General features: G+C 63.1%; 11 protein-coding genes and 1 tRNA gene. 2 read left to right on the top strand and 10 right to left on the bottom strand.

The features are described from left to right. Window positions 1-144 precede the first annotated feature (144 nt). Window positions 145-1,107 (bottom strand): alpha/beta fold hydrolase, encoded by a 963-nt coding sequence (locus VMF11_14535; GenBank protein HTU71516.1) that lies wholly within the window; start codon window positions 1,105-1,107, stop codon window positions 145-147. Between the two features lie 151 nt (window positions 1,108-1,258). On the opposite strand from VMF11_14535, the gene katG reads away from it, so the two are divergent. Further along, the gene (gene katG, locus VMF11_14530; protein ID HTU71515.1) at window positions 1,259-3,466 is read left to right on the top strand and encodes a catalase/peroxidase HPI; all 2,208 of its coding nucleotides are present in this window, start codon (window positions 1,259-1,261) and stop codon (window positions 3,464-3,466) included. A gap of 89 nt (window positions 3,467-3,555) precedes the next feature. On the opposite strand, the gene VMF11_14525 is transcribed toward katG, so the two are convergent. From VMF11_14525 to aroQ, 4 genes are all read right to left on the bottom strand, one after another. Further along, a complete protein-coding gene (locus tag VMF11_14525; protein HTU71514.1) occupies window positions 3,556-4,215 on the bottom strand; it encodes an SdpI family protein in 660 nt (219 codons plus the stop codon). Between the two features lie 525 nt (window positions 4,216-4,740). Continuing rightward, window positions 4,741-4,818, bottom strand: a tRNA-Pro gene (locus VMF11_14520). A 75-nt stretch (window positions 4,819-4,893) separates the two neighbouring features. Further along, the gene (locus VMF11_14515) at window positions 4,894-5,223 is read right to left on the bottom strand and encodes an HU family DNA-binding protein (protein ID HTU71513.1); all 330 of its coding nucleotides are present in this window, start codon (window positions 5,221-5,223) and stop codon (window positions 4,894-4,896) included. A 103-nt stretch (window positions 5,224-5,326) separates the two neighbouring features. Beyond that, window positions 5,327-5,761: a type II 3-dehydroquinate dehydratase gene (gene aroQ / locus VMF11_14510; protein HTU71512.1), complete on the bottom strand. Its 435-nt coding sequence runs from the start codon at window positions 5,759-5,761 to the stop codon at window positions 5,327-5,329. Between the two features lie 52 nt (window positions 5,762-5,813). Here aroQ and hslO point away from each other — a divergent pair, with 52 nt between their 5' ends. Beyond that, the gene (gene hslO / locus VMF11_14505) at window positions 5,814-6,698 is read left to right on the top strand and encodes an Hsp33 family molecular chaperone HslO (GenBank protein HTU71511.1); all 885 of its coding nucleotides are present in this window, start codon (window positions 5,814-5,816) and stop codon (window positions 6,696-6,698) included. 7 nt (window positions 6,699-6,705) lie between these two features. On the opposite strand, the gene VMF11_14500 is transcribed toward hslO, so the two are convergent. Genes VMF11_14500 through gatA form a run of 5 tightly spaced genes read right to left on the bottom strand, consistent with a single transcriptional unit; the run spans window position 6,706 to window position 13,434 of the window. Further along, window positions 6,706-6,909: a hypothetical protein gene (locus VMF11_14500; protein ID HTU71510.1), complete on the bottom strand. Its 204-nt coding sequence runs from the start codon at window positions 6,907-6,909 to the stop codon at window positions 6,706-6,708. 11 nt (window positions 6,910-6,920) lie between these two features. Continuing rightward, window positions 6,921-8,117 carry a tyrosine--tRNA ligase gene (gene tyrS, locus VMF11_14495; GenBank protein HTU71509.1) on the bottom strand — a complete coding sequence of 399 codons (1,197 nt, stop codon included), beginning with the start codon at window positions 8,115-8,117 and terminating at the stop codon, window positions 6,921-6,923. Further along, window positions 8,114-10,471 carry a Smr/MutS family protein gene (locus VMF11_14490; protein HTU71508.1) on the bottom strand — a complete coding sequence of 786 codons (2,358 nt, stop codon included), beginning with the start codon at window positions 10,469-10,471 and terminating at the stop codon, window positions 8,114-8,116. The genes tyrS and VMF11_14490 overlap by 4 nt, the downstream gene beginning before the upstream one ends. Continuing rightward, window positions 10,471-11,928 (bottom strand): Asp-tRNA(Asn)/Glu-tRNA(Gln) amidotransferase subunit GatB, encoded by a 1,458-nt coding sequence (gene gatB, locus VMF11_14485; protein ID HTU71507.1) that lies wholly within the window; start codon window positions 11,926-11,928, stop codon window positions 10,471-10,473. Before gatB ends, VMF11_14490 begins: the two co-directional genes overlap by 1 nt. Window positions 11,929-11,943: 15 nt before the next feature. Then, the gene (gene gatA, locus VMF11_14480) at window positions 11,944-13,434 is read right to left on the bottom strand and encodes an Asp-tRNA(Asn)/Glu-tRNA(Gln) amidotransferase subunit GatA (GenBank protein ID HTU71506.1); all 1,491 of its coding nucleotides are present in this window, start codon (window positions 13,432-13,434) and stop codon (window positions 11,944-11,946) included.

Below are 13,434 nucleotides of genomic sequence, written 5' to 3'. Positions count from 1 at the left end.
AGGGTTATGACCGCGATGGCGCATCTCCATCGTCGTCGGCTCGGTCACAGAACACCCTGGCTATGCTCCCTCGCCGACTCCTCGGATCTGCGGCCATCGGGGCCATAACGATCGGTGCATGGACTTCTTCAGAGCTTCCCTGGGTCAGAGCGCCGAACGCAGGAATTGCGCGATCGCGGGAACGAGCGTCGCGCACAGCGGTAAAGCCGGGTTCATGTAGGTCGCGATGTTCGCATCGCGGCCTTGCGGCGCGTCGACGAGGATGTGATTCATGCCCTCGATGGTGAGGAGTCGGGCCTTCGGATCGGCGCCGGCAAGCCGCTGCGCGTCGGCCGCGCTCACCTGAATGTCGGTCGTGCCGTGGACGATCAGCACCGGTATTGTGAGCTTTGCGATCTCCTTGGCCGGATCGTAGCGGTACTCCGAGATCAGGTAAGGCTGTACGCTGGGCCGGAAGAGCGGGGCCAGCGCCGGATCCGGATCGGCAACGGTCTTGCCGGCAAGCAACGAGGCGTTGATGCGCGCGACCTCGCTTACGATTGAGGGCGGGTTGTCGGGGTTCGCGCGAACTTGCTCGTCGATGATGGTCGCCAAGTTGCGGCCCGCTCCTTCGAGCGAGACGAACGCCTGCACGTGCGCGTCGCGCTGCGCTGCCAGCATCCCGATCAGCGACCCCTCGCTATGGCCGATGATCGCAATGCCGTGGAAGCGCGGATCGCGCTCGAGGCGCGCGGTGAGCGCAAGCGCATCGGCCACGTAATCATCGAAACGCAGCTCCGATTCGGGCTGGCCGTCGGCGCTTTCGCCGACGCCGCGCTTGTCGTACCGCAGGCTCGCAATGCCTTGCCCCGCGAGCGCGAGCGCGAGCTTCTTGTAGGCATCGCTCTTCAGCATTGCTCCGCTATTGCCGTCGCGGTCGGTCGGGCCTGAGCCCGCGATGATCAACGCCACCGGGAACGGGCCTTCTCCGGCGGGCAGCGTCAGCGTACCGGAGAGGCTGCCCGAGGAAATCGGAACGGTGAGCGACTCTTCGCGCATACCCGCCGCCCTAGCCGGCGAGGGCATCGACACGAAGAGCAACGCAAGGGCCGCTAGCACCGTCGGCACACGATCGTCCTTTCAGATTCATAGGTGAAGACGATGGAAAGTATTGCTTCCATTGGCTTTGACTAGTCGATCTCCTCGATTAGCATGAACGAGTGGCGCTCGCGGCTCGGCCGGCTCGCGCCCTTTTGCTCGCCCTGAAGGAGATGGAATCTTGTCTGAGAGCACGTGTCCTGTGCACCCGAAGGCTCACGTTGGCCGTCACAACCGCGACTGGTGGCCCGAGCAGCTTCGTCTATCGATCTTGCGCCAAAATTCCCCGCAATCGAATCCGATGGGCGCTGATTTCGACTACGCCAAGGAATTCGAAAAACTCGATCTTGCGGCGCTGAAGCGCGATCTGCGCGAACTGATGACCGATTCGCAGGATTGGTGGCCGGCAGATTTCGGTCACTATGGGCCGCTCTTCATTCGTATGGCGTGGCACGCTGCCGGTACGTATCGCATCGCGGACGGACGCGGCGGCGCCGGCGGAGGACAACAACGCTTCGCTCCGCTCAACAGCTGGCCGGACAACGTGAATCTGGATAAGGCTCGCCGGCTGCTCTGGCCGATCAAGCAAAAATACGGCAAGCAGATCTCGTGGGCGGATCTCTTGGTGCTCACCGGCAACGTTGCGCTCGAATCGATGGGCTTCAAGACGTTCGGCTTCGCCGGCGGGCGGCCCGACCAATGGGAGCCCGACGAGTCGGTCTATTGGGGTGCCGAAGACATCTGGCTCGCCGACGAGCGATACGCGGGAGAACGGGTTCTCGAGAACCCTTTGGCCGCGGTGCAGATGGGCTTGATCTACGTGAACCCCGAAGGGCCGAACGGCAATCCCGACCCGCTCAAAGCTGCGATCGATATTCGCGAGACGTTTCGCCGCATGGCGATGAACGACGAAGAGACGGTAGCGCTGATCGCGGGCGGCCATACCTTTGGGAAGACCCACGGCGCGGGTGATCCGACCCACGTCGGGCGCGAACCTGAAGGCGCCGACATCGCGCTGCAGGGCCTGGGGTGGAAGAGTTCGTTCGGGAAGGGACACAGCGAACACACCATCGGCGGCGGTCCCGAGGTGACGTGGACCACCACCCCGACCAAATGGAGCAACAACTTCTTCGAATCATTGTTCAAAAACGAGTGGGAGCTGACCAAGAGTCCGGCCGGAGCAAAACAGTGGATCGCCAAGAACGGCGCGGCCCCGGTGCCGGATGCGCACGACCCCAAGAAGCACCACAAGCCGACCATGCTGACGACCGATCTCGCGTTGCGGTTCGATCCGATCTACGAGAAGATCTCGCGCCGCTTTTACGAGCATCCCGACCAACTCGCGGACGCATTTGCGCGTGCGTGGTTCAAGTTGACGCACCGCGATATGGGGCCGCGGGCACGTTATCTCGGTCCGGAGGTGCCGAAGGAAGAGCTCATTTGGCAAGATCCGGTACCGGCGGTCGATTATCGGCCGATCGACGAACGCGACGTCGACGCGCTCAAAAAGCAAATCGCCGGCTCGGGGCTCTCGGTCTCGCAGCTGGTCTCGACCGCGTGGGCATCGGCTTCCACGTTCCGCGGTTCCGACAAACGCGGCGGCGCGAACGGCGCACGTATTCGGCTCGAGCCGCAAAAGCGTTGGGAGGTCAACCGGCCGGCGCAACTGGCAACGGTGCTCAAGAAGCTCGAGGAGATTGCCAGTTCGTTCAACGGCGCGCAATCCGGCGGCAAAAAGGTCTCGCTCGCCGATTTGATCGTGCTGGCGGGCAATGTCGGCGTTGAACAAGCCGCGAAGAAAGCTGGGTTCGACGTGACCGTGCCGTTCGCGCCGGGACGCACCGACGCGACGCCAGAGCAAACCGACGTAGAATCGTTCGCCGTACTCGAGCCGGTGGCCGACGGCTTCCGTAACTACGTCAAGAACCGCGTCGGCATTCCAACCGAGATGATGCTGGTGGACAAGGCGCAGCTCTTGACGCTGACCGCGCCCGAGATGACCGTTCTGGTCGGCGGAATGCGCGTGCTCGATACCAATGCCGACGGTTCCAAGCACGGCGTCCTCACCAAGCGGCCCGGGGTGCTTACCAACGATTTCTTCGTGAATCTGCTCGACATGAGCGGCGAATGGAAAGCATCGTCAAAAGACCAGACGGATCGGACAGTATACGAGCGTCACAACCGTAAGACCGGCGCGGTCGAATGGACCGCAACGCGGGTCGATCTCATCTTCGGATCCAACTCCGAACTGCGCGCACTCGCCGAAGTCTACGCAAGCGCGGACGCGGGGCGCAAATTTGTCGACGATTTCGTCGCCGCATGGACGAAGGTCATGAATGCGGATCGCTACGATCTCTTGCGACGCGAGGCTGCGACAGCGGTCGCTTAGTGCAAAGAGACGCCGGCGCGATGCGCCGGCGTCCGCCGGCGTCCTTTTCTTACCAGCCCGAGGACGGGTGAGGAAGCGTTCATGGCTACCTATGAGCCATTTGCTTCGAAGCCCTCGATCCTCTTGTAAACGACGTACGAATAAACGATCGGCACAGCGACGATGGCCGAAACCACACCGATGAGTACACCGGTGGAATTACCGCTCACCACGCCACTCACGATGAAAACGATGCCGCCAAGGACGAAGAGCCAACCGGCGAGTCTGTTCGTCCGTAGCCATACTTCATCGCTCGCCAGGGTCCAAGGAGTGCGAATCCCCAAGAAAAAGTTCTTGCGAACTTTCCCCATATAGTTCCCTATTATCACGAATAGACTGCCTACCAGCACGAGCACGAAGCCGCTGGAGGGTGCAGCCATCCCGACCGAGGCGCGGACTACAGCGACGCCGACGACGAATTCTACCACCATGACGGCAACGACGATCAGGTTCAATACATCGGTAGATTGTCCGAACCGAAACCCCGTTGGCGATATTTTTGGAAGCGCGAGCATGAGAACGCACAGTCCTATGAGCAGGGCCGGTTGCACTGAAAGGCCCCACAGCTTCGGCATGTATCCATTAGCGTGCCCCGCAGCATCCCAGTGCGTGGGGATCAGCGCCGGCGCATGCGGATAAGACCAAGCGGAAAGCCCGACGGATATCAACGCAAGAACGAGACCAAAGAGTAGCGCCTTTTTACGACTCATTTGTCATGCCTTTCACACCCCTCGACCAGATCCAGGACAAAACGAGATACGTCCATGAGAACTGACGTGTTCAACGAATACACGAGGTTCTGCCCCCGGCGCTCGACGCGAACGAGGTCGGCGGCCCTGAGGGCAGATAGATGGTGCGAGACCGATGGCGCTGAGAAATCGAAGTGCCGCGCAATATCGCCGACCGTCAAAGATCCGCTCTGCAAGAGCCTGAGCATGTGCCGGCGGCTAGGATCCGCCAGCGCCCTGAAAACAAAGCCGTGCTTCATTTAGATATATGTACAATACTGCAATTATCGACCTATTGTGAACTCAGCGCGAGACTGCCAAGTCTTCGCATTGAGAACACGACTACATCACTCTGCGACCGCAGTTACACACTGTTCCGGACACAGTCGCATCCTGCGGCTGCGAACCCCAACCTGCGTCGTGCAGGTTCCAGCTTCGCTGGTTCTCATCCACCCAATCCAAAACCAGAAATGCAAACGGGGTCCATTCGGACCCCATTTGCATTTCTGGTCGGGCTGACTGGATTCGAACCAGCGACCTCTTGACCCCCAGTCAAGCGCGCTAACCAAGCTGCGCCACAGCCCGCGACGGTTCCGCCGCCTTCGGCGGACGCACATCGTGTGCTCGGAACCTCCACCCACATCCTATGGGACGCTATTATCAGCGGTTTGAACTTTTCTTCTTGCCGGCAGCCTTCTTGGTTCCGCCCGAGCGCGTTCCGCCCACGGCGTCTTTGAGGGCTTTGCCCGCGACGAACGCGGGAACCTTACGCGCCGCAATCTTGATTTTCTCACCCGTCTTGGGATTGCGTCCATCGCGTGCTTTGCGACTGCGAACGACAAAACTGCCGAACGGCGTCAACGCGACGCGATCGCCCTTCTGCAGCGCCGTCTTGATCTCTTCGAGGATCAAGTCGACGACTTCGCCGGCCTGGCGCTTGGAGAGCTCCACTTCACCGGCGACGGCATCAATCAGATCGGCTTTCGTCAAACTCGATATCTCCTATGTGGCGGCACGAAGAGCAAGGGATCGGTCGTGGGTGGCAGGCTGGCCGCCAGGCTGGGGAATATACGCATGGGGCGGGCCCGGTCCTTTAATTTTCGGCCCTTTCCGCGAGGACGCGCAGCGCCAGCGCGTAGGACCGTTGACCGAAGCCGGAGATGCTTCCGATGCATGCTGCCGCAGTCACGCTCACGCGGCGATACGTTTCGCGCGCCGCGATATTGGAGAGATGCGCTTCGATCACCGGAATGTCCAGCGACGAAATTGCGTCGGCGATCGCATACGAATAGTGTGAATACGCGCCGGGGTTGATCACGATTCCGTCGTAGCGGCTACGCGCGTCGTGAATAGCGTTGATGATCTCGCCTTCGCCGTTGTACTGCACGCAGTCAATCGTTATTCCGTGATCGTGCGCGACCGTCGTAAGGAAATCGTTCAACTCCGCCAGCGTCATGCTGCCGTAGATTTCGGGCTGGCGTTGGCCGAGCAAATTCAGATTCGGCCCGTGAATGACGAGAACGTGCATGTGCCGATCTTCTCAGGAGGAAAAGCATGCGCCTTCGGGACACCGCACGAGCATGCCCGATCTCCTCGTCGCCGCGTCGGCCCCACCGGCCGGGATCGCCCTTGCCGCCGCCGTTACTACCGACCTTGTCGCCGAAATTCGCAGCCGCCACGATCTCTCACCGCTCGCCACGGCCGCGACCGGCCGCCTGACCACCGGCGCGGTGCTCTTCGGCGTCTCGCTCAAAGGGAGCGAACGCATCACGCTGCAGATGACGGGCAATGGCCCGATCGGCAGTATCGCCGCCGACGCGTGGCTGCTCGAGCCCGAGTTGCTTGGGGCTCGCGGATATGCGGGAAATCCGAGTGCCGATCTACCCTTGAATGCCGCCGGGAAATTCGACGTGGCGGGCGCGATCGGCACCGGCTCGCTGCAGGTGACGAAATCCTACGACGTCGGACAGCCCTACGTCGGCATCGTCCCGCTTTATTCGGGCGAGATCGCCGAAGACATCGCGTCCTATCTCGTCAACTCCGAGCAGATTCCGAGCGTGGTCGCGCTCGGCGTGCTCGCGAATCCCGATGGCGTGCTCGCAGCCGGGGGCGTGATTGCCCAAGTGCTTCCCGGTGCAGACGATCGCGCGATCGCCGCACTCGAAGAGCGCGCGCTCGCGATGCCGCCTGTGACCAAACTCATCAGCGAGGGTGCCGACGCGCACGCCCTGCTGCACGCGCTGGCCGGCTCGCTCGAGTTGCGCGCGCATCGCGCGCTCGAGATTCGCTTCGCATGCACGTGTTCTCGTGAAAAGGTCGAAGCCGCGCTGCTTAGCATGGGCGCCGGTGAATTGCGCGCGCTCGCGGCCGAGCGTTCCGAATCGGAAGCGGCCTGCGAATTCTGTAAGAAACGCTACATCTTCACGAGCGACGAGTTGCGCGAACTCGCCGAACGAATCGCCTAGGGAAGCTCTAAATGATAAAATCCGGCTCGAACATGTGCACGAGGTCGGGCGGATCACGATACGGTTCGATGCGCTGCCAGAACGCCTCGCGAACCGCGACGCCGTCGTTGTAATACCACCAGCCGCACTCGCAACGGATCGGCCGGCCGCCCGGTTGCGGATAGGGATAACGGCGCTTACAGCGTTTGCACACGAAGATCTTTTCGGCCATGTTATCCTTCCCTACGGCACCACGCGAGCAAATCGGCGTGACCCGACCGAGAGCACGGCCGGCTCGGATGCCGTCCACGCCGCTCGCGGGTCGTCCACGACTATACCATCGACCTTTACCCCGTTCCCCGAGATAAGTCGCTCGGCTGCGCGGCGGCTCTCGGCAAAGCCGGCGCGCACCAGCACGTCGGCAACACGGCGCGCATCACCGAGCGCGACTTCGGGCAGCGCCCCATCGGGAATCTCCTTACGCTGCACGGTCCGCTCGAAGTACGCACGCGCCGCCTTTGCCTCCTCGCGGCCATGATAGCGTGCGACGATCTCTTCAGCCAGCGCCTTTTTCGCATCGATCGGGTTGAGGCGCCCGCGCGAGAGCGCATTGGCCAAATCGTCGGCTTCGGCTTGGCTGCGAAAGGCGGCGAGCCGTGCATAGACCGGCATCAGTTGGTCGGGCATCGACATCAGTTTGCCGAATTGCGCCGGCCCCTCTTCGGTGATGCCGACGTAGTTGCCGAGCGACTTGCTCATCTTCTTCGAGCCGTCCAACCCGACCAGCAGCGGCACGGTCGCGCAGATTTGCGGCAGCTGATCGTACTCGCGCTGGAATTGACGACCCAACAGGAGATTGAACAGCTGATCGGTTCCGCCCAGTTCGAGGTCGGCCCGGATCGCGATCGAGTCGAATGCTTGAGCGACGGGATAGAGAAACTCGTGCAGCGAGATCGGCGTACCGCCGGTGAAGCGATCGCGAAAATCGTTGCGTTCGAGCATCTGCGCAACCGTCACGTGCGAGACCAGCCGCACGATCTCGGAGAAATCCAGGCGCCCCAGCCATTCCGAGTTGTAGCGGATCTTGACGCGCTCGAGATCGAGCACCTTGCCGGCCTGCTCGCGATAGGTCTGCATGTTCGCTTGGATCTGCTCGCGCGAGAGGGGCGGGCGCATCGCGTTGCGACCGCTGGGGTCGCCGATGCTCGCGGTGAAGTCGCCGATGATCAGGGTTACGTCGTGTCCGGCTTGCGCGAAACGCTGCAGCTTGTGCAGCACGACCATGAAACCCAGATGCAGATCGGGACTGGTCGGATCGATGCCGAGCTTGACGTTGAGAGGCCGCCCAAATTTGAGGCGGGCGTGAAAATCCTCGACGGTTTCGACGTGCTCGAACCCGTCGAGCAAGTACTCGGCGTCGGCGAAGTGGAGAGCGGTCACTGCAATTCTATTATCGTCACGCCGCCCGAGCCCTCGTCTTCGCGCCCATAACGCACGCTCTTGACCGAAGGATGGGCGCGAAGATACTCCTGCAATCCGCGTCCGAGCATACCCGTGCCTTTGCCGTGAATGAGGCGAAGCGGGGAATTTCCCGCAAGCGCGGCTTCGTCGACCCATCGTTCGACCAGCGGCTGCGCCTCGATGAAACGCCGGCCGCGAACGTCCAGTTCAGCCGTCGAGCGCGCCGCCGCTTCTGCTTTTGCGGCAGCGCTCCCCCCGCGCGCGCCGCCGCCGTCGGGGAGAGCGCGTTTGCGCGCATCTCGTATGACCGGGTCGAGATCGCTCTTCTTCACCACCGTTTTCATCGGTCCGATCGCAACCAGCACATTCTCGCCGTAGTCCTCGACCACGGTTCCGTCTTGGCGCAGCGAGCGAATATGCACGCGAGCGTTCGGCGCGAAAGACGCCGCTTGCGGGGAAACGGCGGCGGCTTCCGGTTCGCGCGCTCCGAGTTCCCGGCGCAGGTCGTCGGCGCTCTTTCCGAGCAGCGCGGCGTGCGAAGCGGTAACGCGCGGCCGGCTGGCTTGCGCCGCCGCGGCGCGCCGCTGCAGTTCGGCCATGAACTCGCGCAGGCTCTGCTGCATGCGCTCTTCGGCACGATCCGCAAACGCGCTGCGCTCGCTTTCGAAGACGGCTCGCTCGTGCGCGAGCGAACCGCGTTCGCGTTCGGCGGCAAGCCGCTGAGCGCGCAACCCTTCGCGTTCCGATTGCAGTTCGGCGGTCCGCAGCGAAAGCTCGGCGAGCGCAGATCCGTAGTCACGCTCGCGGGTATCGAGCAGCGTCTGCGCGCGCTCGACCACGCCGTCTGGAACGCCGAGCGCACGCGCCAGCGGAAAGGCGAGCGACTGACCCGGCGCGCCGACGTCGAGTTGATACGTCGGCACGAACGAGCGCGGATCGAAGCGCACGCTGGCGTTCGTGACCCCGGGGGTTCCGCTTGCAAAAAGTTTGAGCTCGGTCGCGTGCGTGGTCACGACGCCGCAGGTACCGGCAGAGAGCAAGCGTTCGAGCATCGCGATCGCGAGCGCCGCGCCCGCACCGGGTTCGGTACCGCCGCCGATCTCGTCGACCAGCACCAAGGTGCGATCGTCGGCTACCTCGAGCATCTCGCGCAAACGCGCCAGGTGCGCCGAGAAGCTCGACGCGTTCAGGACGATCGACTGTTCGTCACCGATATCGGCGATGACGCGGGCAAAGCGGCCGATGCGCGTCCCGATCGCGGCCGGCACATGCATCCCGGCGTACGTCATCGAGACGAACAGTCCAAGCATTTTGAGCGCGACGGTTTTGCCGCCCATGTTGGGACCGCTGATGACCAGGAATTGCGTCCCTGAATCGAGAGGAATCGTTTGCGGGACCGCGCGTTCGCCGAGCAGTGGATGACGACCGGCCTCGACGTGGACGATCGCCTCGTCGACCAGTTCCGGTTCGAGCGCGTCCATCGCCCGCGCAACGTCGGCCTTGGCGACCAGGACGTCGATCTGCGCCAGCATGTCGATATTGCGCTCGATCGCATCGGCGTGAGCGCCGATCGAGCGCGAGAGCTCGCCGAGCACGCGCAGCACTTCGCGTTCTTCCTCCAGGCGAAGCGTGCGCACGCGGTTATTGGCGTCGAGCGCCGCCAGCGGCTCGATGAAGAGCGTCGCTCCCGAGCCGCTCGTGTCATGCACGATGCCGGGGAACTCGCCCGAGAATTCCGCCTTGACCGGCACCACGAAGCGCCCTTCGCGAATCGTGACGACGTTGTCCTGAATCACCCGTGCGTACGTATCGGAACGCAGGATCGATGCAACGCGGTCGCGCGCGTCGTTCTGCGCCTGACTCAAACTGCGCCGAATGCGGCCGAGCGCCGGAGAGGCGCGGTCGAGCACGGCGCCGCGCTCGTCGATCGCATCCGTGAGCGCGCGGTGGAGATCGCGCAGATTCGTGTAGGGTGCGGTGATCGCCGCCAGCGCCTCGTGCTTGACCTCGCGCAGCGCATTCGCCGCCGCTGCCACCGCCGCGATCGCATCGCCGAGCGCGCGCAAGTCGGCGGGGGCGAGCGTGAGATTCTGTGCGGCGGCCGCGGTCAGGTCGGCGGTGTCGATCGCCGGCATCACGTGTAAATCGTGCTGCACGACCAGGTCACGCATCAGCGAGGTACGCCCGAGTTCGAGCCGCACGATTGCAAAATCGACCATTGGTTCCAACTGCTCGGCGCGCGCTTTGCCGCGCTGCGAACGCGTTGCAGCCACGACCCGCTCGCGTAGTGCTGCGAAGTCGAGCGCCTGCAGTGTGCGCTCGTCCGCGAACATTATTTCTCCAACTTCGCTTTCATCAGGCTGTTGACGAGCTGCGGATCGGCTTTACCCGCGCTCGCTTTCATCACCTGACCCACGAGAAATCCCATGACGTTGGTCTTGCCCGCCCGGTAATCATTGACGCTCTTTTCGTTCGCGGCGAGAACCTGCTCGATGAAGCGTTCCACCGCGGCCGGATCGCTCGTCTGCGCGAGTCCTTCGCGCTCCACGACGACCGCGGGCGAACCCTCCCCACCCCACATGCGTTCGATCAGATCCTTGGCGATCTTCGAATTGATCGTCTTTCCTTCAACCAGTGCGATGAGCTCGGCCAGATGCGCCGGCGTTACCGGCGATTCGTGTACGGGAGTGCCGGTCTCGTTCGCCAGGCGCGAGAGATCCCCGAGTACGAAGTTCGTGCTCTGCTTCGGGTTTTTGCTCGCCGTTACGACTTCGTCGAGAAAGTGCGCCAACGGGGGATTGTCGATCAACTGATTTGCCTGCTTGACGTCCAAGCCCAGCTTGCCGGTGTAGCGCTCGAAGCGCTCGTGCGGCAGTTCCGGAAGGGCGGCGCGCAACCGTTCGACCGAATCGCGCGCGATCTCGAGCGGGACGAGATCCGGATCGGGGAAATACCGGTAGTCGTGCGCTTCTTCCTTGCTGCGCATCGAGACCGTGATTCCGCGCGACTCGTCCCAGCCGCGGGTCTCTTGCACGACGCGTTTGCCGCCTTCGATCAGCTCGACTTGACGTTCGATCTCGCTCTCGATCGCGCGATAGACGGATCGAAACGAGTTCATGTTCTTGATCTCGGTCTTCGTGCCGAGTTTCTGCGAACCCGTTAGGCGGATCGACACGTTGGCATCGCAGCGCAGCGAGCCTTCTTCCATCTTCACGTCGCTCACACCGAGCTGCAGGAGCGTGCGCCGCAGCGCCTCGAGATAGCCGACAGCCTCGGCCGCGCTGTGCAGTTCGGGTTCGGAAACGCACTCCATCAGCGGCACGCCCGCGCGATTGAAATCGACCAGCGAGTAGGTGCTTCCGGCGATGCGCCCGTCGCTCGAGCCGGCGTGCGTCGACTTTCCCGTGTCTTCTTCTAAATGGATGCGGGTGAGGCGGCATTCTTTCATCGTGCCATCCTCTAGCCAATAACGCACCGCGCCGCCAACCGTGAGCGGCATGTCGTACTGCGAGATCTGATAATCCTTGGGCATATCCGGATAAAAGTAGTTCTTGCGGTCGAACTTCGAAAACGCCGGGATCCGCGATCCGAACGCGAGGCCGGCAACGATCATGTGGTCGATCGCCTCTTGGTTCGCGACCGGGAGCGCCCCGGGCAGCGCCAGACACACCGGACAGACTTTGGTGTTCGGCTCGCCGCCGAACTCGTTCGCGCAGCCGCAGAACATCTTGGATTTGGTTTTGAGCTCAACATGGCACTCGATACCAATCACCGCTTCATATCTAGACATGGCCGGCAACAATCATCAGCCGACCACCTCGGCTAGAGCGGGGCGATGTTTCAGAGCGTGTTTCGTCTTTTGCTCGTACGCGTGTGCGGCCGATAGCAGTTTGCGCTCTTCGAAGAGCGGCGCGCAGAGCTGCAAGCCCATCGGCATCGGGCGCGTTCCCCCGGGCGGGGTGACCCAACCGCACGGAACCGAGAGCGCGGGCAGGCCCGCGAGCGACATCGGGATCGTGTAGTAGTCCATCAAGTACATGCTATAGGGATCGCTCTTGGCGTTGAACTCGAAGGCCGGCGAACTGGCGGCCGGACAAGCGATCAAATCGCACGCCTTCCAGGCCTCCTCGAAGTCGCGCGCGATCAACGTGCGCGCCTTTTGCGCGCGCACGTAGTACGCATCGTAGTATCCGCTCGAGAGCGCGTAGGTGCCGATCAGGATCCGGCGTTTGACTTCCGGGCCGAATCCCGCGGCGCGCGTGCGCTCGTACATTTCACTCACATCGGCGCCGTCCACGCGCAGCCCGTAGCGCACGCCGTCGAAACGCGCAAGATTCGAAGAGCACTCGGCCGGAGCGATGAGATAGTAGGTCGCGAGGCCAAATTCCGCGGTCGGCAGCTCGATCTCGACCAGCTGCGCGCCGAGTGCTTCGAGGTCGCGGTACGCTTGCGCGTAGACCCCGTCGATCTCGGCGCCCAAGCCGTTGGTCGCGAACTGCTTCACGATGCCGACGCGCATCCCGCGAAGATCGTCGCGCAAATGCGTGGCGGTGCGCTCGAGCGCACGATCGATCGAGGTCGAATCCATCGGATCGTGTCCACCCATGGCATCGTATGCCAGCGCCGCGTCCTCGACCGTGCGGGTCAGGGGCCCGATCTGATCCAGGCTCGAGGCAAAGGCGATCAGTCCGTAACGCGAGACCCGCCCATAGGTTGGCTTGAAGCCGACCAGATTGCAGAACGCGCCGGGCTCACGTATCGAACCGCCGGTATCGCTGCCCATGCCGATCGCGGCTTCGTAGGCGGCCGCCGCCGCGGCCGAACCGCCGCTCGAGCCGCCGGGAACGCGCCCGGGATCGTACGGGTTGCGGGTGACGCCCAGCGCCGAGTTCTCGCAGGACGAACCCATGGCGAACTCGTCCAGGTTCGATTTGCCGACCGGGACGCAGCCCGCGTCGAGCAAGCGCGCAACCGCGGTCGCCGTGTACGGCGCAATCCACCGTTCGAGAATCTTGCTGCCGGCCGTCGTACGCGTGCCGGTCAGGCACATATTGTCTTTGACGGCGAGCGGTACGCCCGCGAGCGCCAGCTGTTCGCCGGCGGCGATGCGCGCGTCGACGCGCGCGGCCGCCTCACGCGCGCGTTCGTGCAGGACCGTCAAAAACGAACCGATCTGCGGATCGACGGCTTCGATATGATCCAGCACCGCCTCGGTAACCTCGACGGCCGAGAGGCTACGCGCGTTTATCTCACGCGCGATCTGCGCGGCGCTGCGTTCGATGAGTGGGTCGGTCAC

The organism is Candidatus Baltobacteraceae bacterium, from assembly GCA_035502855.1.
Lineage (GTDB): Bacteria > Vulcanimicrobiota > Vulcanimicrobiia > Vulcanimicrobiales > Vulcanimicrobiaceae > Aquilonibacter.
This window is presented reverse-complemented; position numbering and strand designations above follow the sequence as displayed.

Excerpts from the sequence above, each read along its gene's own strand:
- VMF11_14525 (HTU71514.1), bottom strand. The coding sequence starts at position 4,215 with ATGAGTCGTAAAAAGGCGCTACTCTTTGGTCTCGTTCTTGCGTTGATA.
- aroQ (HTU71512.1), bottom strand. The coding sequence starts at position 5,761 with ATGCACGTTCTCGTCATTCACGGGCCGAATCTGAATTTGCTCGGCCAA.
- hslO (HTU71511.1), top strand. The coding sequence starts at position 5,814 with ATGCCCGATCTCCTCGTCGCCGCGTCGGCCCCACCGGCCGGGATCGCC.
- VMF11_14500 (HTU71510.1), bottom strand. The coding sequence starts at position 6,909 with ATGGCCGAAAAGATCTTCGTGTGCAAACGCTGTAAGCGCCGTTATCCC.
- VMF11_14490 (HTU71508.1), bottom strand. The coding sequence starts at position 10,471 with ATGTTCGCGGACGAGCGCACACTGCAGGCGCTCGACTTCGCAGCACTA.
- gatB (HTU71507.1), bottom strand. The coding sequence starts at position 11,928 with ATGTCTAGATATGAAGCGGTGATTGGTATCGAGTGCCATGTTGAGCTC.